This is a genomic window from Nitrosomonas sp., from assembly GCF_019752095.1.
In the GTDB taxonomy this organism is placed as follows: domain Bacteria; phylum Pseudomonadota; class Gammaproteobacteria; order Burkholderiales; family Nitrosomonadaceae; genus Nitrosomonas.
The window spans coordinates 22,586-44,796 of record NZ_JAIEMO010000030.1; the positions used below are offsets into that span (position 1 = coordinate 22,586).

Annotated in this window: 16 protein-coding genes and 2 tRNA genes; 11 read left to right on the forward strand and 7 right to left on the reverse strand. The window is 43.5% G+C overall.

What is annotated here, in order from left to right:
* The first annotated feature begins 496 nt into the window (after positions 1 to 496).
* Together K2Q13_RS09415 and K2Q13_RS09420 are read left to right on the forward strand one after the other, a co-directional pair.
* Positions 497 to 1,729, forward strand: a complete 1,233-nt coding sequence (locus K2Q13_RS09415) for an AI-2E family transporter (RefSeq protein WP_292920808.1) — start codon at positions 497 to 499, stop codon at positions 1,727 to 1,729.
* A 196-nt stretch (positions 1,730 to 1,925) separates the two neighbouring features.
* Positions 1,926 to 2,558 carry a DedA family protein gene (locus K2Q13_RS09420; RefSeq protein WP_292920809.1) on the forward strand — a complete coding sequence of 211 codons (633 nt, stop codon included), beginning with the start codon at positions 1,926 to 1,928 and terminating at the stop codon, positions 2,556 to 2,558.
* A gap of 61 nt (positions 2,559 to 2,619) precedes the next feature.
* On the opposite strand, the gene K2Q13_RS09425 is transcribed toward K2Q13_RS09420, so the two are convergent.
* Positions 2,620 to 4,185, reverse strand: coding sequence for an amino acid permease (locus K2Q13_RS09425; RefSeq protein WP_292920810.1), 1,566 nt, complete (start codon positions 4,183 to 4,185; stop codon positions 2,620 to 2,622).
* Between the two features lie 382 nt (positions 4,186 to 4,567).
* Here K2Q13_RS09425 and yidD point away from each other — a divergent pair, with 382 nt between their 5' ends.
* Positions 4,568 to 4,807 carry a membrane protein insertion efficiency factor YidD gene (gene yidD, locus K2Q13_RS09430; RefSeq protein ID WP_292920833.1) on the forward strand — a complete coding sequence of 80 codons (240 nt, stop codon included), beginning with the start codon at positions 4,568 to 4,570 and terminating at the stop codon, positions 4,805 to 4,807.
* 290 nt (positions 4,808 to 5,097) lie between these two features.
* On the opposite strand, the gene K2Q13_RS09435 is transcribed toward yidD, so the two are convergent.
* From K2Q13_RS09435 to gltX, 5 genes are all read right to left on the reverse strand, one after another.
* The gene (locus K2Q13_RS09435) at positions 5,098 to 5,412 is read right to left on the reverse strand and encodes an HPF/RaiA family ribosome-associated protein (protein WP_292920811.1); all 315 of its coding nucleotides are present in this window, start codon (positions 5,410 to 5,412) and stop codon (positions 5,098 to 5,100) included.
* Positions 5,413 to 5,453: 41 nt separating this feature from the next.
* Positions 5,454 to 5,891 carry a host attachment protein gene (locus K2Q13_RS09440; protein WP_292920812.1) on the reverse strand — a complete coding sequence of 146 codons (438 nt, stop codon included), beginning with the start codon at positions 5,889 to 5,891 and terminating at the stop codon, positions 5,454 to 5,456.
* A 393-nt stretch (positions 5,892 to 6,284) separates the two neighbouring features.
* Positions 6,285 to 6,360 (reverse strand) — tRNA-Glu (locus tag K2Q13_RS09445).
* A gap of 43 nt (positions 6,361 to 6,403) precedes the next feature.
* Positions 6,404 to 6,479 (reverse strand) — tRNA-Ala (locus K2Q13_RS09450).
* Between the two features lie 53 nt (positions 6,480 to 6,532).
* Positions 6,533 to 7,924, reverse strand: coding sequence for a glutamate--tRNA ligase (gene gltX / locus K2Q13_RS09455; protein ID WP_292920834.1), 1,392 nt, complete (start codon positions 7,922 to 7,924; stop codon positions 6,533 to 6,535).
* 196 nt (positions 7,925 to 8,120) lie between these two features.
* Here gltX and K2Q13_RS09460 point away from each other — a divergent pair, with 196 nt between their 5' ends.
* The 8 genes from K2Q13_RS09460 to K2Q13_RS09495 all read left to right on the forward strand — a co-directional run bounded on the left by K2Q13_RS09460 (position 8,121) and on the right by K2Q13_RS09495 (position 20,573).
* Positions 8,121 to 9,698 (forward strand): acyl-CoA ligase (AMP-forming), exosortase A system-associated, encoded by a 1,578-nt coding sequence (locus K2Q13_RS09460; RefSeq protein WP_292920813.1) that lies wholly within the window; start codon positions 8,121 to 8,123, stop codon positions 9,696 to 9,698.
* Positions 9,695 to 10,930, forward strand: coding sequence for a pyridoxal-dependent decarboxylase, exosortase A system-associated (locus tag K2Q13_RS09465; RefSeq protein WP_292920814.1), 1,236 nt, complete (start codon positions 9,695 to 9,697; stop codon positions 10,928 to 10,930). Before K2Q13_RS09460 ends, K2Q13_RS09465 begins: the two co-directional genes overlap by 4 nt.
* A 424-nt stretch (positions 10,931 to 11,354) precedes the next feature.
* Positions 11,355 to 12,125 carry a PEP-CTERM/exosortase system-associated acyltransferase gene (locus tag K2Q13_RS09470; protein ID WP_292920815.1) on the forward strand — a complete coding sequence of 257 codons (771 nt, stop codon included), beginning with the start codon at positions 11,355 to 11,357 and terminating at the stop codon, positions 12,123 to 12,125.
* A 91-nt stretch (positions 12,126 to 12,216) separates the two neighbouring features.
* Positions 12,217 to 12,624, forward strand: a complete 408-nt coding sequence (locus tag K2Q13_RS09475; RefSeq protein ID WP_292920816.1) for a hypothetical protein — start codon at positions 12,217 to 12,219, stop codon at positions 12,622 to 12,624.
* Positions 12,593 to 14,008 carry a hypothetical protein gene (locus tag K2Q13_RS09480; protein WP_292920817.1) on the forward strand — a complete coding sequence of 472 codons (1,416 nt, stop codon included), beginning with the start codon at positions 12,593 to 12,595 and terminating at the stop codon, positions 14,006 to 14,008. The genes K2Q13_RS09475 and K2Q13_RS09480 overlap by 32 nt, the downstream gene beginning before the upstream one ends.
* Positions 14,009 to 14,019: 11 nt before the next feature.
* Entirely contained in the window at positions 14,020 to 16,920 is a 2,901-nt protein-coding gene (locus K2Q13_RS09485) for an EAL domain-containing protein (RefSeq protein WP_292920818.1), read from the forward strand.
* A gap of 23 nt (positions 16,921 to 16,943) precedes the next feature.
* On the forward strand, positions 16,944 to 18,035 hold the full coding sequence (locus tag K2Q13_RS09490; protein ID WP_292920819.1) for a ribonuclease T: 1,092 nt from the start codon (positions 16,944 to 16,946) through the stop codon (positions 18,033 to 18,035).
* A gap of 627 nt (positions 18,036 to 18,662) precedes the next feature.
* Entirely contained in the window at positions 18,663 to 20,573 is a 1,911-nt protein-coding gene (locus K2Q13_RS09495) for a GGDEF domain-containing protein (RefSeq protein WP_292920820.1), read from the forward strand.
* A 50-nt stretch (positions 20,574 to 20,623) separates the two neighbouring features.
* Here K2Q13_RS09495 and K2Q13_RS09500 read toward each other — a convergent pair whose 3' ends face one another.
* Complete coding sequence (locus K2Q13_RS09500; protein ID WP_365725692.1) at positions 20,624 to 22,186, reverse strand: NAD(P)H-hydrate dehydratase; 1,563 nt, start codon at positions 22,184 to 22,186, stop codon at positions 20,624 to 20,626.
* Positions 22,187 to 22,211 lie beyond the last annotated feature (25 nt).

Here is a 22,211-nt window from a genome sequence, read left to right on the forward strand (position 1 = left end):
AAAAATAAAAATGCCTATCTAGTAGAAGAGTTTTTGTTCGCTAGATAGGCTTTTTTTATATATCACCTACAGCATGTTGCTGTAGTCTTCCTTCTTCTTGTGTGCAATGGTGATCAGTTGAGTTCTAATGTAAAGATGATGTTATCCTGCTATTCGTATTTACATAGAGGCTTTTTGCTCAATAAAACCTAACGTAGCTGTGGCATCAATTCAATAGTGCTCATATAGAGAAGCTTATTAATGATGCGGCTAATTAATGCCATGGGATAGTATCATGGCTGTTCTTAACTGAAAAAGCTGATCCTTGACAGAACTTGGGTAGCGCATAGTTTCAGTATCAATAAATATTTTTTGATACACTGGCAAGTAATTAAGAGGTATCTCATAGTCGTCTGAATATCATCATGTTTATGAAATATTCCTATAATATTTATAAGGTAATCTCTTGATACGGGTTAGTTGATTTAATTTTAACCACACAGAGAATTTGAAAATAATGTCATTTAGTTTTGATAGTTTTTATGAGGCCAACCGCCGTATACTGATCTGGCTCATTCTGATTGGTATTTTATGGCTATTGCAAGACTTTTTCGGATTGATTTTCATCACGTTTGTTCTTACTTTTATTGCGACACCGTTGGTACATGTTGGTCGGAACAAATTGAAATTGCCGCATCGGGCATCCCTAGTGTTGGTATACATTTTTTTTCTGGTTGTGCTGGGTAGTTTTTTTCGTTATGTGACACCTAGCGTCATCGGGGAAGCCAATCGTTTTATTAATAATTTTAGTGAAGTGCAGTTAAGATTGATTGAGATGAAACAGGATATTATTGGCAAATACCCGGGTATGGAGCGTCCTCTGCATGGCTATGCCCGTAGTATTCTGGATGAGGATAGTCTGCGGGTAATAGATTCCAAGCTTAATCGGTTCCGACAAAAGCTCGATTTCTCTGATGTCGATCATCTGGATGACGTCAGCGATAGCGAGATTACTGAAGATACGTATGAAAAGCTGAGAAAATATTACGACAGGGAAACCGAGCTATTGGTGGATGTCCTCATGACAAAACAAATGGGTAAGGTTCGTGAGGAACTACCAAAGCTTATCAATTATCTTTACCAAGCGATCGGTACGATGTCCCTAGCACTATTATTCAGTTTTCTGATTTTGTTTGACGGCGTTCGTCTCGGTGGTTTGATGAAAAGCCTGCATGAGTCGAGACTAAAAGATTTTTATCAGGAGACCGCACAGCCCGTAATCCGTTTTGCTTATGTCGTTGGTCGCGCCATTCAAGCACAGGCAATGATTGCATGTGTTAATACCTTCCTGACTCTGATAGGCCTGATAATACTTGGGATTCCGTCAGTTGCATTACTATCATTAATTGTTTTTGTGTGCAGTTTTATTCCAGTGCTGGGTGTATTTATCTCTACTACGCCGATGGTGTTGGTTGCGTTGAATACGGGTGGTTTGACTCTGGCGTTAGGAATAGTTGGCATGATAACCATTATTCATATTATTGAAGCCTATGGGCTTAATCCGATGATCTATGGTAAACACCTCAAGCTCAATCCGGTCCTGGTGCTTATTATTTTACTTATTGCCTATCACGGTTTTGGTTTGTGGGGAATGATACTGGGTGTCCCAGTCGCATATTATTTTATCCATGATGTATTTGGTGTGCCTCTATGGGACCGGCATCGACTAGGGCCAAAAGTCACTAATTAATTATTATTTTCTGTGCTACGGTTTGAGAGGAAGAAGCCGTATAGCTATTCTGAATAGGCTGCAATGGAAAATTCATCGTTGTTGTGAAGAAGTTTGTGCCTGTTCCTTCCTTTTGTTAAATGAATAGGTCATGTAGTTAATGCAGAGCAATCTTTTTTCATGCAGCATTGTTTTATAACGAATTTACTTTACCCTCATGTTTCTTATCGACTTTATACTTAACATTGATCAGCATCTTTATGTACTATCCTCAGAATATGGTCTATGGGTTTATGGTATTCTTTTTCTGATAATATTTTGCGAAACTGGATTGGTTGTGATGCCTTTGTTGCCAGGAGATTCGCTTTTGTTTGCGGCAGGTACTCTGGCTTCATTTGAGGACTCGCAACTCAGTCCCCATATCTTGTTTGTCGGATTATGTATTGCAGGTATTTTGGGAGATAGCGTGAATTATTGGATAGGGAAAAAGGCCGGCCCTAAAGTTTTTACTTCGCAGGAATCGCGTTTCTTTAAACGTGAATACTTAGATAGAACACATGCCTTCTACCTTAAGTATGGAGCCAAAACGATAATTATCGCGCGTTTTATTCCAATTATCCGAACATTTGCACCCTTCGTCGCAGGGATTGGAACAATGCCCTATCGCACCTTTATAACCTATAACATTGTCGGTGCTATATTGTGGGTCGGTATATTTATTTATGCTGGATTCTACTTCGGGCAACTTCCGATGATTCAACAAAACTTCAAGCTGGTTATTTTGGCTATTATTATTTTATCGATAACCCCTCCAATAATAGAATACCTGAAGCATCGATATAAAAAATAATATTGCTGCTAAATGCCTATTTTCCTACGAATCAGCATCTACTTCCTAGGGAACTTAATTCTCAGTCTTTGCTCTTTGACGCTAAGGAATCTTGGCTGCGATCTGCTAGTGGTCGAACCGGTTTGATAATATCTTCACCGCCCGATGAGGTGTCGATGCCGAGAGCGAGATGACTTCTCCGGTAACCATAAAAGAAATAGAAAATCAATCCGATTCCAGACCAAATCGGAAAAACCAGTTTCGCATCATTGGGTAGAAACCAGAAAAGTGTGATGCAGCCAATTACAGCAAGTGGCCCCACCAACCAGATTATTGGTGCCTTGAAAGGCCGTGCGCGATGCTTATCCTTGGCGCGAAGTATCATTACTGCCAATGCAACCACCATGAAAGCGAACAAAGTGCCAGAATTGGAGATGTCTGCTAGCTTGCCAACTGGGAAGAAGGCGGCGGCAATGGTTACGCCGATACCTGTTATGTAAGTCACAATATGAGGCGTTTTAAATCGTGCGTGCACACGACTTAATACTTCGGGAAGTAATCCATCGCGTGCCATAACGAAGAAAATGCGCGTCTGCCCAAATAGCATCATTAGAACAACCGAGGGCAATGCCAGGAATGCGGCTAGGCCAAGTAAATTGCCAAATTTTTCCCAGCCAATCTCTCGTAAAACCAGAGCCAAAGCTTCACGCGAGCATACGAGTGGTTGTTGTCCAACGGTGGCAAGCGATTGACATTGTTCAGCCAGAACTATTGAGCCAGGCGCTAGGCCTTTGCCGGTTTGGTCTAGTATGGGCTGTGCACCGATCGAGCCGATTGCACCTGCTGAAACCAGTATATAGAAGATGGTACAAATTACGAGAGAACTGATGAGTCCAATCGGCACGTTGCGTTGTGGATTCTTGGTTTCCTCAGCAGCAGTTGAAACCGCATCGAATCCGACATAGGCAAAGAAAATGGAGGATGCCGCAGCAACTACGCCTGCTTCGCCCAAAGGCAAAAATGGTTGGAAATTCTCGATCTCAGCAACGGGGAGTGTCAGTGCAATAAACAGTGTCAAAGCTGCAATCTTGATCGTGACAAGTACAGCATTAAACGAGGCACTTTCACGTGTACCAACAACCAACAATCCGACAACCAAAATACAAACGAAAACTGCTGGTAGATTGATGATGCCGCCAGCGAAGGGGCCATTGGCTAATGCAATGGGTATCTTGATTCCTAGCGAATTATCGAGCAAACCGACAAAATAGCCTGACCACCCGACTGCAACTGCACTCGCGGCGACTGAGTATTCGAGTATTAACGCCCAGCCAACCATCCAAGCTACCAGTTCGCCTAATACTGCATAGGAATATGTATAAGCGGAGCCCGAGACTGGCACCATCGAAGATAATTCGGAATAACAAAGGGCAGCCACCATGCACACAAAACTGGCAATGATGAAGGAGAACATCATTCCAGGTCCAGCTTTTTGCGCAGCTTCGGCTGTGAGTACAAAAATGCCTGTTCCTATAATTGCACCAACGCCTAGAAGAGTTAGCTGCCATGCCCCCAAAGATCGTTGAAGGCATTTCTTTTCTGCTGTAGCCAGAATGGCGTCAATTGATTTTACGCGCCAGAAAATCATGTATTCTTCCTTTTGTAAATGCAATAATCTGCGATAAACCGTAAATTTTTCGGGAAATAGTGTACAAGAAATTGTGAGATTGAGAAGTAATATGTTGTTTCAAACAAAAACGTAGAGCTTGAGAAAAGCCTGTTCAAATTGAATTGTGATCTATTACCTAGCGTTTGTATCAGTCAAACAAATTTTTTTAAGAAATAATTCCTGGTCGCTGGCTAATGACTTCTTAAATATACCATACCTTGTTATCATGAAGTGGATGATAAAGCTGTAGTATATAGTGATGACTATGCGCTGAGAGCATTTCTAAATGACCCCAGAATCAAGTTCCTGGTTAAGATGAATGGATGCGGCGCAGGATGGAAAAACAAGGGGGAGTTTGCGTATGGGTTCATTCTTTAGACAAATCTTGGTGGGTGTAATAAAACTTTATCAATATACGATTAGCCCATTGTTGGGTTCTCATTGTCGTTTTTATCCTGCGTGTTCAAATTACGCCATTGAGGCGCTAGAACTACATGGCATTTTGCATGGAGGCTGGCTTGCAGTGAAGCGCATTTTGCGCTGCCATCCATGGAATGCGGGTGGTCTTGATCCGGTGCCACAGGACAAAATAGAGCACTAGGTCTTGATGAAATATTGCTAGCTTGTTTATGAATATGGCTGTCTTCAGACTATCTGCTCTCAGTTTCTCATGGCAATAATTTAAGCAGTGTATTATTCACTCATTACCGCATGGCCAAAATCGCCAGCAGAATTTGTAGTTACAATGGGATACCGCTGATTTTTCTGTTTAAATTCGGTGAGGGATTTAGTGCAGCAGATTCTAAAAGATAGAGGGGATATTTCTGTAGTAAATTAGAAACCCGGAATACTTCACCGATTTGTAGTCGGTGGAGTATTCCCTCGGAATGATTAATGATTATCCAGTCTTCCGAGAGTGCCTTCGATCAAGTTCTTCAGCTTATCCACTGCGCCGTGAACAGCAAGGCTCAGATTTGTTGCTTGGTGAGTAACCGCGATAGGCTGGCGACCTTCCATACGCGCTTCCATCAAGCAGCGTTTGTCATTCATTCCACCCTTATCACTGTTTTCGTCGCTGATATGTACTTCAATCCGAGTGATATGTTTGCTAAAACGATTCAGTACATCCTTTATCTTGGTTTCCACTTGGTGGGAGAATTTTTCGTGACCTTCAACATTACGGTCAGTATTGATTTGTATTTGCATGATTTTTCCCTGTAATTGTGATTAACGAAATCTAACAATATTTAAAGCCGTTCGGGTAGACGTGCACGCAACTCATCGGCTCGGAGAGACGTATAGTCTTTGTTTATCTCCAAGGACAGCAGAGAGCTGAGTGGAGCATTGAAGTTAGTGCGTAGAAGGCCAAGAAACGCGGGCGCCGCGACTACTACGAGTCGTTCAAATGCATTCTCCATGCGTCCTTGCTCGAGTCGATCAACAATCAACTTGGCGAAGCGAATTTGTTCTTGTTCCTTGGGTTCGACCTCGGTCGCCATCGCATGGCGGCCTTCGCCATAACTGTCAAAGCTGCGCCCCGGACGGTCACTGCTAAGCTCCATCTGCTTCGCGCGAGCATCAGGATTATCAAAGGTCATGAGTTCGGTCAAAGATGCTGTCGGAGAATCTGCGGTAAAGAGTGTGGCATTTCCGCTGTTTGCGATGAGAATCCAAATTTTAGTCATGATGTTTATCCTTTAAATATCACCTAATAATTAAGTATATTACTTATTTGCAGGAAAACGATATAAAAGAAAAGCAATTATTACAAATAATTCACTCGAATGAATCCGGAAAGTATATAAGTTAGATTGCACTCAACTCTTTGATTAAGATGAATTTTGTTGTGAATTCAAACTTTCAAGCTGTCTTGTTTATAGCTCTTTACCCAAGATTTGAATCTTTATTGTCGGAGTCTTCATTAAGTATGATTCGCGCGGCTGCGCGGAAACCATGCCTATTACCGTGATCGGATTTCAAAAGCAATAAGTTTTGAAATGAAGTTCTTTAATTCATGAATTATGCATAGGTTACGCAATGAGAAAAAAGCATGAAATTCTGCATGCCTTTGTTCTATTTGGCGTCCCCAACGAGATTCGAACTCGTGTTACCGCCGTGAAAGGGCGATGTCCTAGGCCTCTAGACGATGGGGACAAAGTGATGTGTTTTTTATGGCACCGCTTAATCCAAGAGAAACTGGTGGAGATAAGCGGGATCGAACCGCTGACCTCTTGCATGCCATGCAAGCGCTCTCCCAGCTGAGCTATACCCCCTGAGCAAAGGAAGGGGGATTATACTGATGCCTGGATTTATTGTAAAGAAAAGATCAATCCGGGAAATCGCCCATGTGGTTGTTCATGCGAGCAAGCGTTTCTTCTCGTCCGAGCAGTGCTAGCACTGCATCAATTGAAGGGGTATGAATTTCTCCAGTGACCATCACTCGTAATGGCATTGCAATTTTTGGTAATTTAACGTCGTGCGCTTTGGCAGTGGACTTTAATTCCTGATGAATGATTTCTCGATTCCATTCAATTTGGTTGAATTTTTCCAGCAAATTGATCATGATCGGTCTTGTTTCCGCAGTAAAGTGTTGCTCTTTCAGCTCACTAGCTGGATCCAGAGGGCGATAGAAGTATACTGCCGCATCCGCCAGTTCTTCAATGGTATTGACTCTTTCTTTAAGTAAGTCGACAACCAGCGCTAAATTGGGACCACCATCAATTTGGCAATTGTTTTTTGTAAGGAAAGGCACTGTCAATTCAGTCAAACGAGCATTATCGGTTGTTTTGAGATATTGCTGATTGATCCAGTGCAGTTTTTCCGGATTGAATTTAGCCGGGGAGCGGTTGATTGCCGTCAGATCAAACCATTCCACCAATTGCTCGCGGCTGAAAATTTCCTCATCGCCGTGCGACCATCCAAGCCTGGCCAGATAATTCAGCAGGGCCTCGGGCAAATAACCGTCATCACGGTATTGGATAACTGAGACAGCGCCGTGACGTTTGGATAAGCGTTCGCCGTTCGCGCCCAATATCATCGGAACATGTGCATACTCTGGTAACGACGCCTGCAGGGCTTTAAGAATGTTAATTTGGCGCGGAGTGTTGTTGATGTGATCATCGCCGCGTATTACATGGGTGATATTCATGTCCAGATCATCAATGACTACACTGAAATTATAAGTCGGCACTCCATCGCTGCGCAGCAACACCAGATCGTCCAGCTCATTGTTCGCGACCGTGATCCGCCCCTTGATTTGATCATTGAAGGTGACATGACCCTCTAATGGATTTCTTAATCGGATTACCGGTTTTACTCCTGTGGGCGGAGTTCTTGAAGAGTCACGCCAGCGTCCGTCGTAGCGGGGTTTCAGCCCGGCAGCCAATTGTTGTTCGCGCATTGCTTCCAGCTCTTCCTTGGAGGCGTAGCAATAATAGGCTTGGTTGTTCTGCAATAGCTGCTCGACAACTTCGTGATAGCGCGTAAGCCGTTGCATCTGGTAAAAAGGTCCTTCATCATAATCCAATCCCAGCCATGCCATGCCGTCAAGAATTGCCTGTATCGATTGTTGGGTTGAACGTTCCAGATCGGTATCTTCAATGCGCAAAATAAATTTTCCGCCGTGTTTACGCGCATAAGCCCAAGAAAAAAGCGCGGTGCGCGCGCCACCAATGTGAAGATAACCGGTAGGACTGGGAGCAAATCGTGTGCGTACCATCATGATTGTTTAATAACTATTAAGCCGAATGGGGAAATGGAATAGTTTACGCGATTCTGTAAAGCTGGTGTTTATTTTGCCTAGGCTATTGCAAGTATGATGGATGTTCATCGAGGCTTGTAGCGTAAAGCCGATTATAATGTGCACAATTTAATCCAAATGTTTTTTGTGGATATGATCATAAAGTATCTGGTAAATGACTGACTTAATCCATGATCTGATTTTTGAAGCTGCAGAACGAGCGCCAGATTCTGAAGCGCTGTCATATCAAGGTCAGCGTATGTGCTATGCCATGTTGGCTGGGCATGTTGAAGCAAAAGCGGGTGGTTTCCGGGAGCTCGGCTTAGATCGTGGTGAGCGGGTTGCGGTATATCTCGAGAAACGTTTTGAGACTGTTATTGCATTATTTGCTGCCGCTGCGACGGGAGGTATTTTTGTTCCGGTCAATCCGGTATTGAAACCGGAACAAGTCGCTTTTATTTTAATTGACTGCGACGCGCGAGTATTGGTGACGTCGTTGGAGCGGTTAAAATTGTTGCAAACTATTTTATTGTCTTGCCATGATCTGCGCGTGGTTGTGGTGGTCGATGCAAAAGACGAGCTTCCGGTTATTGCCGGACTTGTCATTGTTAGTTGGAATGAGGTTGACGGTGTCAATATAGCGACGCCAACTATCGATAGCGATATGGCAGCCATCATTTATACCTCTGGCAGCACCGGAAGACCCAAAGGAGTTGTGCTTTCGCACCGAAATCTGGTTGCCGGCGCTAAAAGTGTGATGCAGTACTTGCGGAATCGATCTGACGATCGAATTTTGATTGCGCTTCCGCTGAGTTTTGATTATGGATTGAATCAACTGACGACTGCTTTTTATGTAGGTGCGACAAGTATTTTGATGAATTATTTATTGCCACGGGATATTGTTGCTATCGTCAAAGATCAGCAGATTACCGGATTAGCTGCTGTGCCGCCATTATGGATTCAACTTGCGCAACTGAATTGGGGAAAAGCACCTTCGTTGCGCTACATTACCAATTCAGGCGGTGCCATACCGCGTAGGACGCTGGATCAATTGCGCAATGCCTTACCGGAGGCACAAATTTTTTTGATGTATGGCTTTACCGAAGCTTTTCGTTCAACATATTTGGAGCCAGATGAGATCAGCCGGCGTCCTGATTCAATCGGTAAAGCGATACCGAATGCCGAAGTGCTGGTGTTGCGGGAAGATGGTTCGCATTGTGCGCCGGGTGAGCCCGGAGAATTGGTGCATCGGGGCGTTCAGGTTGGGATGGGTTATTGGAATGATGCGGAAAAAACCGTAACATGCTTTAAACCCATTAAACCCCGCCAAGCTGGATTGATGCTCACTGAGATTGCTGCGTGGTCGGGTGATACTGTGTATAAGGATGAAGAAGGATTCTTGTACTTTGTCGAGCGCCGTGACGAAATGATTAAAACTTCGGGGTATCGCGTCAGTCCAACCGAAATTGAAGAAGTTCTCTATACCACGGAATGTGTCGCTGAGGCAGTCGCTTTTGGCATTCCGCATCCGATTCTAGGACAAGCAATCGCTGTAATCGTGACTGCCAGGAAAGGCATTCAGTTAGATATCGAAATTTTGTTAAGTGTATGCAAGAAACAACTACCCGCATATATGGTGCCAAATCATTTCGAAGTGCGCGAAGGTAACTTGCCGCGCAATCCTAACGGAAAAATAGACCGTAAATTTCTTTCTCAGCAATTACAGCTATTATTTGGTAAAAGCGATCCATGACCAATCCATTGTTGGAACATGCGCCACTTATACCGTTTTCTGTGCAGCACGATTGTTTACAGATAGGTGGGATGGCATTGACTCGATTGGCCGATCGCGTGGGTACGACACCATTTTATGCATATGACCGGCAAAAAATCACCGAACGGATTGAGCTGCTGCGCCAGCATTTGCCGCAAGAGGTCTTGTTGCACTATGCGATAAAAGCTAACCCCATGCCGGCTGTGGTACAACATTTGGCAAGCTTAGTCGATGGGCTGGATATTGCTTCAATAGGAGAGATGAGGGTTGCGCTGGATACAATCCTTACTCCTGACAAGATAAGTTTTGCGGGGCCTGGGAAAAAGGTGCACGAGTTGCGCAGCGCGATTGCTGCAGGCGTGATTCTCAATGCCGAGTCGGAGCAGGAAATGGAGTCAATTGCAAAGCTAGGAATAGATTTAGGCATCACTCCCAAAATTGCTATTCGTATTAATCCGGATTTTGAGCTCAAATCTTCCGGGATGAAAATGAGTGGCGGGCCAAAACCATTCGGCATAGATGCCGAGCGTGTGCCCGATTTGCTGGTGCGGTTGGGATTTCTCGGTTTAGATTTCGTTGGATTTCATATTTTTAGCGGTTCACAGAATCTGAATGCGACCGCAATTCAGGAAGCGCATGAAAAAACTATCCAACTTGTTATTGAACTTGCTGAATATGCACCATCACCTGTGAAGCTGCTAAACATCGGTGGCGGTTTTGGAGTACCTTATTTTTCTGGTGATCGACCGCTGGATATTGCTGCGATTGGTGTTAATTTACAGTGCCTGATGAAAAGAGTAAAACAGCAGTTACCGCATACCACCGTTGCACTTGAATTGGGGCGATATCTGGTTGCCGAAGCAGGCATTTATGTTTGCCGCGTTTTAGAGCGGAAAATGTCGCGAGGGCAAGTCTTTCTCGTGACAGATGGCGGACTACATCATCATTTAGCGGCTTCCGGAAATTTAGGCCAAGTGATCCGCAAAAACTATCCTGTCATTATCGGCAATAAAGTTCAAGGCGTTGCAAGAGAGATTGTTTCAGTAGTGGGGCCGCTATGCACGCCGCTAGATTTGTTGGCGGATCAAATGCAAATGACCCAGGCATCCGTGAATGATCTGGTGGTTGTTTTGCAATCTGGGGCTTATGGTTTGAGCGCCAGTCCGACAGCTTTTCTTGATCATCCTCCGCCGGTTGAGGTGTTGGTTTAATACAATTTGCAGTGAGAATTATGATTTGATCTGCAGGTAATCTGAACAATCCACTTCGATAAAATTCTTTGCACTGAATTTAAATGTTGTTTATTGTGCACAAGCTTGAATCATTTGTAAATTTCTACGATAAATCGAAAAAGACCAGTTGAATATTCGCTTTAAATATACTTAAATGACCAGTGCAATTGAATATGCGTTACTTATAAAGGTGGGAAAGTGTTTGTATCGTGCCAGTAAAATAGAAAATACACTGTGGTTATTGCGTTTTATTACTAATGAAATATCGTAAATGTGATGTATGGTGTCGGCTCGTGCTATTAACTAATTCATTATCGTATTAATTTTTGAATAATTACGAATTTCTTTAAAAATGTAATTAAATGTGAATACGGTAAATTTTAGAACTAAACTGGGTGATTCTATGAGTGATTTGTATCAAAACTTTCAGAAATTTTTTGAACTTGTTGTCGCTGATACCGCTGAGCTGCTGGAACATGTTTATAAAATTCGCTATCAGGTATTGTGTGTTGAACAACGTTTGCCTGGCTTTGATCCGATGCTGTGTCCGGATCAGAAGGAAATGGATAGTTACGATAGTCACTCATCACACATTCTTTTGCGTTATCGTCCTTCCGGGGCATATATTGGCACCGTACGACTGATTTTGCCTGACTCATCCAGGCCCGAGAAGCTTCTGCCGGTAGAGTTGTATGGACAACTGGATCCAACACTATGTGATGTCAAAGCGTTGCCTCGCCAACATACTGCTGAAATTTCACGTTTCCTGGTTATCAGTCAGTTTGATCGGCGTAGGGGGGATCGTCGCAAGCAAAACGAAGAAATCGACGGGGAAAAAAGAGAAGTGCAAGATCGGCGTTCATCTGATCGTCGTTCTTCGCTTAGTATTGGATTGGTGCTTATGGCGGGCGTCATGCGCATGTCAGTCAAATATAACATCAGACATTGGTTGTCCGTAGCAGATCCAGCGCTAAATAAATTGATGGGTTTTTATGGTTTGAGCTTTAATCCAATTGGCCCCCAGGTTGATTATCACGGTATTCGTCGGCCTTATTATGTGAAAGTAGAGGAAGCTTTGGAAAGAATGTATGCAGAACACCGAGACGCATGGGAGGTTGTGACTGGTAACGGTGAATATAGCCTTGATCATTACTCACTAATGGAACATCCTTAAGTTAGGGATTTGTTTCTTGAACTTATTTCATCTTTTAATACAAGCTCGAATATCAGGCTTTTTGTCAAGAGCCAGATCATACTTTTGGTTTGTGATATTTGTCGGCCTTCTAGGTGTTAAGGCTGATGTCAGGGCGAATGATCATTTTGAGATTGTGACCAATCCGAGTGTCAGTGAAGTGGCGCTTTCGGTTAACTCATTGCGCTCCATTTTTAGTATGAGCCTGAAAACTTGGCCGAATGGAACCAAGATTCGGGTATTCGTGCTGTCCGATGATGATCAATTGCATAAAGCGGTTTCGAAGGGAAAATTGAATGTATTTCCTTATCAGTTAAGGTCTACCTGGGATCGTTTAGTATTTTCGGGTACGGGTCAGGCGCCTGTCAGAGTTAATTCAATAGAAGAGATGCTTGACAAAGTTGCCAATACCCCAGGGGCGATAGGTTATTTGTGGAGAGCCAATATTAATGAAAATGTTAACGTGCTCCAGATTAAATAGCTACTTTGGCAATCTATCCAAATGGGTTGCCAAGGGGGTTATTTTGTTATTTGCGATTGGAAGTATTTCTGCTCAAGCTCAGGAGTCTCCAGCGCAAAAACAATCTGAATTGATCAAGCCGCTTAATAAAAGGCTGAAAAGTACAGACTTACTTGCTCAAGTTACCGAGACTGAGGTCAGTAGTGTCACCGAAAAACCCGGACTGGTAAGTACTGCGATGCAATGGTTACGTTCGACAGACCGCCCAGGGGATTTGCAGTTTCATGGTTTCGTCAGTCAGGCCTACATTACGACTTCCGATAATAATGTTTTTGGAAATAGTGATAATGGCGGCAGCTTCGGGCTTACAGAAGCTGGGCTCAATGCTTCGGTGCGACCACTCCCGAGACTGCAATTGTCGGCGCAGGTGTTGTCACGTCGTGCTGGTGAAGGAAATTCGGGTGAGCCGCGCCTTGATTATGCTATTCTCGACTATCAGTTGTATGCTCACGAAGCAAACCAATTTGGTATTCGAGTGGGTCGATTGAAGAATCCCTTCGGTTTTTATAATGAAACACGGGATGTGGCATTTACGCGTCCCAGCATCCTGTTGCCACAGTCGATCTATTTTGATCGAACTCGAAATTTGGGACTTTCAAGTGATTCGGTGCAACTCTATGGTGATACCTCGGTGTTTGATTGGGGTACATTTTCTGCCCAATTTGGCGTAACGTTGCCAGTTGTAGATGATAAGGACACTGAAAGTTCGCTTCTTGGTAGTGTACGAAAAGGGCATTTAAATCGAGAAGTTTCGTATATTGGCCGTGGAATATTTGAGACGAATGACAAGCGTCTTCGTTTGGGTATCAGTGGAATATGGTTGAATACTTCCTACGATCCTAATAGCCGATTGAATGATCCCTTGGGACCAGGTGCATTGCAGTTTACGCCAGTGATTTTTTCTGCCCAGTATAATGCAGAGCGGTGGACGTTGACTTCCGAATATGCGATACGTCCCTTCGACTATAATAATGGTTTTAGAACGCCGCCAGCCCCCCGGGGGCTCAACGGGATAGACATCGTTGGCGAGAGTTATTACTTCCAGGGTGAATATCGCTTTACTCCAAAATGGGAAGGTATTGTGCGGTATGATGCTCTATTTACTGATCGATCTGACCGAGACGGAAGTGAATTTGCAAAGCTTACTGGCGGAATATCTCATACACGTTTTGCCAAAGACATTACAGTGGGCTTACGCTGGAATGTTACTCCGGCGTTCATGCTGCGCGCTGAATATCATTATGTGAATGGAACTGCTTGGCTATCAAGATTGGATAATCCATCGCCTTTAGCTACAGAACAACACTGGCATCTATACGGGATTCTGGGTTCTTATCGTTTCTAGGCAGGTTTCTGATGGAAACTAATTCCGGGGTTAAATTGGAAAAAGCGTCTATTGTAATGAATCATCATGGCCGCAGGTTCCGCAGCCTGAGATGGAAAATTTCATTCAGCAGCAGTTTGATATTGCTGGCCGTTGTGATGCTGTTTTGTTTTGTTAGCTATCTGAGTTTGATGGCTAATTTTGACAATCAGCGAGAGGATGATTACCGACGGTATTCCAGAGAAGTCAACAGTTTGATCCAGAATACTACGCAGAATTTATATCAGCTTGCTGAAATGATTCCGTTTCTGGATGGCATGAAAAAAGCTTTGCTGTTGAATGACGCGGAAACTATTAGCAATATTTTTGATGCGCATTGGGCGTTGCTGCAATTTCATAATAGTGTTGAATTTATTCATTTCTATAACCCATCGAATCAACTGAGCGCCAGTTGGGATAGTTTGGCTGCCAATATTGATGATGGTATTTTACTGTCGGATTGGGTGCGCCAGGTTAATCAATCCGAACGGCCGATAAATCCGTTACTCTGCCGGGAAAATTGTATCCAATACATAGTTGCACCTTTGCTGGTAGCGGGAAAGAAAGCGGGTGTCGTCGTCATGGGAATTTCCTTGGCAGATGTGCTTTTAGCTTTTAAGCGATTATCCGGTGCCGATATGGGGTTGTTGGTCAAGGAGCCGGATAGTTTGCAAAATGACGATTCTGATTTCTTGTATTGGAATATCTATATTTCAGCACTGACCAACAAAGAAAGAAATCTTGAGATTCTCAAAAAATCTGCTCAAAATCATAAAGATATGACTGAACTCAATGATGGCGTTCAGGTTCGTTGGAATGATCAGTATTTTCAATTAAAAGTATTTCCACTCAATTCATATGAGCCAGATAAAGCTCATTTGGTCATCATAACGGATGTTACGGCTGCAGTAATTAATATTCATGATTCCATCTGGAAAATTGCATTAATCGGTTTGCTTGGACTAGTTTGCTCTGAGATTTTATTATTTTTTATTTTTACCAGGCTATTGGCAAAGCTCAAAGATGTCGCGTTTGTACTCCCACTTCTTGCCAACGGACAGTTTGAGAAATTCCGCTTATCGCTGGCCTCTACAGGTCGTGTGCAACGTTTTCGAGATGAGGTCGATACGTTGTCGGAAGCGGCTGTGTCTTTATCGCTGCAGCTGGAAAAACTACAGCAGGAAGTATCAAGCCGTACCGCAATGCTTATTGAACAAAAGAATGCACTCAGTAAAGAAAGAGATTTTGTGAAGAATTTACTAGATACTGCGCAGGCGATTGTATTAACACAGGATTCTGACGGTGAAGTTATGTCATTAAACGCTTATGGAGAGATGCTAACTCGTTATTCGGAGGGTGAATTATTTGGTAAATCTTTTCTGGATATCTTAATTCCGGATTATGAGTTGCATGATCTACTTTTCCACATTCAAGAAGTTCATACCGGGCAGAGGATGCAATTGCGCCATGAGGCTATTACACATTGTAAAGATGGAACAACACGTCATGTCGCTTGGCTGCATTCTCATTTGCCCTGGAACTCCCCCGGTGAGCCGTCAATTTTATCAGTCGGTCTGGATGTTACCGAATATAAGCGGGTTGAAGGGCATTTAGCTTGGCTAGCTGATCATGATCCATTGACTAATTTGTATAACCGGCGCCGTTTTAGTGAAGAGTTGGAGCAGGTGCTTAGTCGGGCTGAACGGTATAACCACCCAGGTGCGTTGTTATTTTTTGATTTGGATCGCTTTAAGTATATCAATGATACCAGTGGGCACCAAGCCGGCGACACGTTGCTTAAAATGGTTTCGAGCATGCTGGCGCAAAACATTAGAGCGGATGACATTACAGGGCGTCTGGGGGGCGACGAGTTTGCGATTATTTTGCCGGAAATTAATGCTAATGGAGCGATAGGCGTCGCCAAGAAGGTATTGGATCAACTGAGCTTGGCACAATTAACAATCAATAACCGTACCCATAAAATTTCAGCCAGCATCGGGATTGCATTATTTCCCGAACATGGCGCCAATATACATGATTTGCTGGCGGCGGCTGATCTTGCCATGTATCAGGCAAAAGCGATGGGGCGGAATGCCTGGTACTTGTTTACGGATAAAGACAGCAGCCGCGAACGCATTCATACGTTGGTGTATTGGAAAGAGAAGATCGAGTACTCGCATGTACATGATAATTTCATATTGTATTTACAACCGATTATGCATATTAAATCGAAAGAAATTTCACATTATGAGGTATTGCTGCGAATGCAGGACATCGATGGCACGGTGCTCTCACCCGCAGACTTTATCCCCGCTGCAGAGCATACTGGGTTAATTCATGCAATTGATCATATGGTATTGCGCAAAGCCATAGCGCAAGTGGCTGAAATTTACCAGGCTGGATTTAAAGTTAATTTTTCGATTAACCTGTCTGCGCATGCCTTCAATGATCCTGAATTGTTGCCTATACTTAAGACAGAATTGACGCTGCATGAAATGGACCCGGCATGTTTAATGTTTGAAATCACTGAAACGGCAGCGCTTGAAGATTTGCCCGGAGCGCGCGGATTGATGGTGGAGATTATAGAATTAGGATGTGGTTTTGTGTTGGATGATTTTGGGGTCGGTTTTTCGTCATTTTATTATTTGCGGGAATTGCCGGTTAGTGTTGTCAAAATTGATGGTTCGTTTATACGTAACTTGACCGAAAACAGTGATGATCTTATTCTGGTGAATGCACTCTGCAGTGTTGCAAGAGGTTTTGGCAAAAAAATTACAGCTGAATTTGTCGAAAGCGCAGAAATACTTTCCTTAATAGAGAAATTGGATATCGATTATGCTCAAGGGTATTACATAGGAAAGCCAGCACCTGCAAGTCAATTTCTGGGAAAATAGTGATTTCAGTAATGTAGTGGTTCATGTGTAACAATTGGCATAGCTTATTCGACAGACATCTATCCAGAAGAATGGTAAATCAATGGAACGATATCAGCGCGAGATCCCGCAACGGTAGAGTTTTTCGAGTCATGCTGACCGTGTTGGCGTTCTTGTTTATTCATCCGGTGTTTGCGGATAAGGTTAACGGTATTTTCTCTGTACAACAGTCTTGCCCAGCCTTCCTTTCAAAAAATAAATCGACCAATCCGGATAACGCACAAATTTTGGCGGGTAATCAGTACGAGATTATCGAGGTTATCAATCCAAATCACCCTGTCTGGTATCGAGTTGTCATACCTAATGTAAATCCTAAAGCACGATGGGTAAGTGCGGCATGCGGTCAGGCACATTTATCAGGCCAAAGTGCGAAAGTTAACAGAAGTGGCGAGGGAGGTAATGGCTGTAATGTTGCAGGTGAGGCGGATAGCTATGTGCTGGCACTGTCTTGGCAGCCTGCTTTCTGTGAAACTAAATCAGACAAACCGGAATGTAAAATTTCAGATCCGCATGCTTATCAAGCCAGGCATTTTGCGTTACATGGTTTATGGCCGAACAAAAAAAACTGTAATAAAAATTATGCATTTTGCGGTTCAGTAAAAAAAAAGGAAGATGAGTTTTGTGATTATCCGGTCGTACAATTGGGTACCGCGTCTCAAGTATCACTGGCCGAAGTAATGCCCAGTGTGGTGGCTGGTTCTTGTCTGGAGCGGCATCAGTGGCATAAGCATGGTACTTGTCAGGGAAACTGGTCAGTGAGTGAATTTTTTGAGGTATCTGTTGATTTGGCTCGGCAATTTAATGATTCTGGCATGGCTTATTTTATGAATCGCAGAATTGATCAACAGGTGCGTACCGAAGATTTTCTCAATCGCTTGGGAGTGGTCTTGGGTTCTGCTGCCAGAGACCGAATTAAACTGGATTGTAATCGGCAAGGAATGCTAATGGAAATTCAGTTGAGTTTGTCAGCTGAGTTAATCCCAGGTGCTGATCTTGAAAAGCTGATCATGGATGCGCCAGTGCAAGAAAAATCCAATTGTGGAGAAACTTTCCGCGTTGATCGCATTGGGCAATAACCCTCATCCAAGGAAAAGCAAAAATTATCCACTGCAGATTCCAAGTTTAATCCCGATATCTACGGAAGATTAAACTAGATTTAGCAGGCCGTTGAAAAACGTTTTTGAAGCAGCTGATGCAAGGCAAAAACAGGAGAAAAGCGTCGTTTATGCATAATGAATGAGCATCTTGACCCTGTTTTTAACACCGCAGCAGCAATGCAGATAGTTTTTCAACGGCCTGTTAGGCATGTTTCTTTATTGCGAAATACCGCCATAAGTATCGTCATTTCTCCTGTTTACCATCCTGTGCGTATTTTATAATACCAAATAAAGTAGGGTTAATCAGATGGTCTTTCGGTTACTACTGCTCAAAAATAACGTTTAGATATTTCTTTTCGGGGTAGGAAAATTGGTTTTCTATTTGTAAGGTTATTAAGAAAAATACTCAGAGCCCCGTAGTTATATATACAGCAGATGAGTTTAGTCTGGATATTTAGTATCAAAAAAGGATTCAAGTGACTGTGAGTAATCAAGTGACAAACTTGAAATTTATTGTAATCGGTTAATTTGAGATCATTAGGCTTATGTTATTGCTTATATTTATGCTGCTAGAGTTTCGGTCGGGTAATGGTAGGGAGCGGTAATATGAATCAATTTGCTAATGCTAGTCCATCCGTGATCGCTCGTGAGACATTAAAGCAGCTTGCGATACTCAAAATACAACCTACTCCCGAAAATTATCTTAGGCTATACAATAAAATCGCAGGTAATCCAGATAATAATTTATCTGGCATTACTGCAAAAATGCTCCTCGAACTGGCGAAAGAATTTCCATGTCACACGCCGAATCTACTTAATTGTGCTAATAACTTAGAGCAGGCTGTCAAAGATAACAACTGGCATAGTTATAAATCTGTATTGATAAAATGTGTTGCGACTGTAACGGGTTCTACCACGACTGCTTCACCGATTGATACTGCGCAATCTATACCTGGAGCATCCTGGGTAAAAGTTATTAACAGCTTATTCGATGATGTCGTTAGTTCGGGAAAATTTTCTGAGAGCGCAAATAAAAGAAAAAAATTAAAACAAGTGCTAGTTAAATTTTCTGGCAGTCCTGAACTTATCTATAGTGAATTAATGGCACTAGTTCAGTCATGGAAAGCTTCGAATTCGGCTTCTCGCGAGTCGGAAGATAATATAGAAAATATATCGATATCAGCATTAGGTGCAAATTCTTCTATGCAAGAATCACATTTCAAAGAAGATATTCTGGCGCAAGAATATGAAATCAGCAGCTATACAGATCAGTTATTAGAATTGCTGGCACAAATTCTAGAACAAATTATTGCTAATCAGGTTGCAGATAAAGTTCTGGCAGACGAAGCTAGGTCTTTAGGTAGGCAGGTTAAAAAGATTCAAAGCAAGCTAGCAATGGAGCAGTTTATCGCCAGCTTTCGGAAATTTTGTATTAGGCTAGAATTGGGTAATGGAGATAAAACGAATATACAGCAGGGCTTGGTTAATTTATTAAACATGCTGATGGATAGTACAAGCGAATTATTGTCGGAAGATCAATGGATTAAAACGCAGGTTTCCAAGCTGAAGAAAGTCATGTCTAAGCCATTGGATATGCAGATAATAGTGCAAGCTGAATTTTCGCTCGAAAAAATAATACAGAGACAAGCCAAAGTAAAGCAAAGCCTGAACAAGACAAGGGAAACCATGCGGCAAATGGTAGCCTCACTAATTTCCAATCTTGAGGAACTTTCAGATGCCACGGGTGGGTATCATGAGAAATTAGAATGTTATTCCGAAAGAATCAGTAAAGCTAATAATATTGAAGATATAAATCAATTGCTTACTGAGATAATGCAAGAAACTCAGAAAGTGCAAAATAATGTGCTTAACCATCGCAATGATTTGGCATTTGTGCGTGCAGAAATTGACGAAGCACAAAATCAAATCAATCAGCTTGAAATACAATTGCAGGAAATGAGCGAACAAGTGCAAGAAGATCATCTCACAGGTGCACTGAATCGACGAGGGTTAGATACTGCATTTAAACGTGAGGTTGCACAGTTAACTCGCAGCGAGGGAACACTCTGCTTTGCTTTATTGGATATTGATAATTTTAAGCAGTTAAACGATACGCATGGGCATCATGTGGGTGATGACGCGTTGAAATACTTGGTTGAAGCAGTCAAAGAAACTGTGCGCCGGGATGACGTAATATCACGCTATGGTGGGGAGGAATTTGCAATTTTGTTACCTAATTCCGGGTTAAAAACGGCGATATCAACGGTTGCAAGGATACGGCGCTATTTAACCAAGAAATTCTTTCTGCATGGAAATGATCGATTGTTGATTACATTTAGCGCTGGTGTTGCGCAATTGCAGCCGGGTGAATCGCAAGATAGCTTGTTCAAGCGAGCTGACGAAGCGTTATATTTTGCTAAAAGAAATGGCAAAAATCAGATTGTTGCAGCCGAAGAGACTGTCACCGCCGCTGAAGATTGTAAAAGCCAGAATAAAGATCCAGTTAGCACTGTTTGATCTAATGTGATTACGGAAATCGCTAGGGCTAAATATCAGTAGGCCGTACATCACCTGCCTTGCTTGTGCGCCAATGTTATTTTCTTCACTCTTATTGATTCGTTTTGGGAAGTCCACTTATTGAGCAGCAATCGCGCCACACCGATAACTTCCGATGCAACCATTCCTAGCGGCCCATAATTTTGCTGTAATAGATGATCTGCTGCTGCGCCATGCAAGTAGACAGCAAGCAATAGTGCCTGATCAGGATTTAAACCTTGTGCGATCAGTGCGCCAATAAATCCGGCTAATACATCGCCAGTGCCGGCGGTACTCAACCCAGGGTTGCCGCTGGTGTTCATATAACACTTTCCATCCGGGAAACAACAAATGCTGCCAGCGCCTTTCAACACGGTATAACAATTGAAGTGTCGTGAGATTTGATTCGCGGCATGCATGCGATCATTTTGCACGGTCGCAGTATCGGTATTCAAAAGTCGTGCAGCTTCGGCAGGATGTGGAGTCAGAATACTAAAAGCGCCGCGCTGGCTGAGTTTTTTGGCTAATTTTTGATGCTGTGCTATCAAGTTGAGTGCGTCGGCATCTATCACGAGTACCGGTTTACTCTTTAATGCTTGTTCCAGACACGACAAGGCTTCCTTGGATTGCCCCAAACCGGGGCCGATGACTAGGCAATTCAAACGTTCCAGTGTGAATAGTTCGGAAGGGTAGCGTAACATCAATTCCGGTTGTGAGAGATCGACCGGTGGTGCGTTCTCTGCTAGTAAACCGAGATAGACGCGCCCCGCGCCCAGATGCAATGCCGATCGGCCTGCCAGCAGTGCGGCGCCTATCATGCCGGTAGAGCCACCGAGAATCGCCACGTTACCGTATGAACCTTTATGGCTGTTGGTTGTGCGGAGTGGTGGCAGAAATGATTGCACAAAATTTTGATTTAATAGCCAGATATGCGGCTCGGGTGGTGAAAGTGGCTGGATATTCAGATCGCGCAACACTATTTCGCCGCAGCATTCCGGCCCAAAGTTGGTGAACAGGCCGGGTTTCAGCCCAATAAATGTTACGGTAGTGCTGGCGCGGATTGCTGTGCCATAAATGCAGCCGTCATCGCTGCCCAGACCGGATGGAATGTCCAGCGATACAATGGGAACATTCATTTGATTCACTGTGTCCACCCATTCGCGATACTTTCCTTCGATGGGTCGGCTTCGAGAATGATCCAGGCCGATGCCGAACAGGCCGTCAATTACCACATCCCAGCTTTGATTGCCGTCGGGTATGTCAGAAAGAATTTCACCGCCGATATCGGTCCAGGCTTGCATGGCTTGCTTGGCATCTGGTGGAACGCGATTGCGATCGCCGTTGAAAGCCACAGTAACCGCATTTCCCCATTCCATCAAATACCGCGCTACAACGAAAGCATCGCCGCCGTTATTGCCCGGGCCGGCGAGCACCAATGCGTGATAGCCGGGTTTTTTGTGTAATTGGTCGCGGACGATTTGTGCGGCGGCCAGGCCCGCTTTTTCCATTAACCGTGGAGGTTCGGGCAGCAGGGTGGCCAGATGTTCTATTTCGCGTATTTCTGCGGTAAGCCAAATCGGATCAGCAGTCATCATATTTTTCACACTCACGGGATGATCA

Bases quoted from the DNA above. Each gene is read 5' to 3' on its own strand.
- K2Q13_RS09490 (WP_292920819.1), top strand. From the start codon at position 16,944: ATGTGTAACAATTGGCATAGCTTATTCGACAGACATCTATCCAGAAGA.
- K2Q13_RS09460 (WP_292920813.1), top strand. From the start codon at position 8,121: ATGACTGACTTAATCCATGATCTGATTTTTGAAGCTGCAGAACGAGCG.
- K2Q13_RS09420 (WP_292920809.1), top strand. From the start codon at position 1,926: ATGTTTCTTATCGACTTTATACTTAACATTGATCAGCATCTTTATGTA.
- K2Q13_RS09425 (WP_292920810.1), bottom strand. From the start codon at position 4,185: ATGATTTTCTGGCGCGTAAAATCAATTGACGCCATTCTGGCTACAGCA.
- K2Q13_RS09495 (WP_292920820.1), top strand. From the start codon at position 18,663: ATGAATCAATTTGCTAATGCTAGTCCATCCGTGATCGCTCGTGAGACA.
- K2Q13_RS09470 (WP_292920815.1), top strand. From the start codon at position 11,355: ATGAGTGATTTGTATCAAAACTTTCAGAAATTTTTTGAACTTGTTGTC.
- K2Q13_RS09465 (WP_292920814.1), top strand. From the start codon at position 9,695: ATGACCAATCCATTGTTGGAACATGCGCCACTTATACCGTTTTCTGTG.
- K2Q13_RS09415 (WP_292920808.1), top strand. From the start codon at position 497: ATGTCATTTAGTTTTGATAGTTTTTATGAGGCCAACCGCCGTATACTG.
- gltX (WP_292920834.1), bottom strand. From the start codon at position 7,924: ATGGTACGCACACGATTTGCTCCCAGTCCTACCGGTTATCTTCACATT.
- yidD (WP_292920833.1), top strand. From the start codon at position 4,568: ATGGGTTCATTCTTTAGACAAATCTTGGTGGGTGTAATAAAACTTTAT.
- K2Q13_RS09440 (WP_292920812.1), bottom strand. From the start codon at position 5,891: ATGACTAAAATTTGGATTCTCATCGCAAACAGCGGAAATGCCACACTC.
- K2Q13_RS09485 (WP_292920818.1), top strand. From the start codon at position 14,020: ATGGAAACTAATTCCGGGGTTAAATTGGAAAAAGCGTCTATTGTAATG.
- K2Q13_RS09435 (WP_292920811.1), bottom strand. From the start codon at position 5,412: ATGCAAATACAAATCAATACTGACCGTAATGTTGAAGGTCACGAAAAA.
- K2Q13_RS09500 (WP_365725692.1), bottom strand. From the start codon at position 22,186: ATGATGACTGCTGATCCGATTTGGCTTACCGCAGAAATACGCGAAATA.
- K2Q13_RS09480 (WP_292920817.1), top strand. From the start codon at position 12,593: ATGAAAATGTTAACGTGCTCCAGATTAAATAGCTACTTTGGCAATCTA.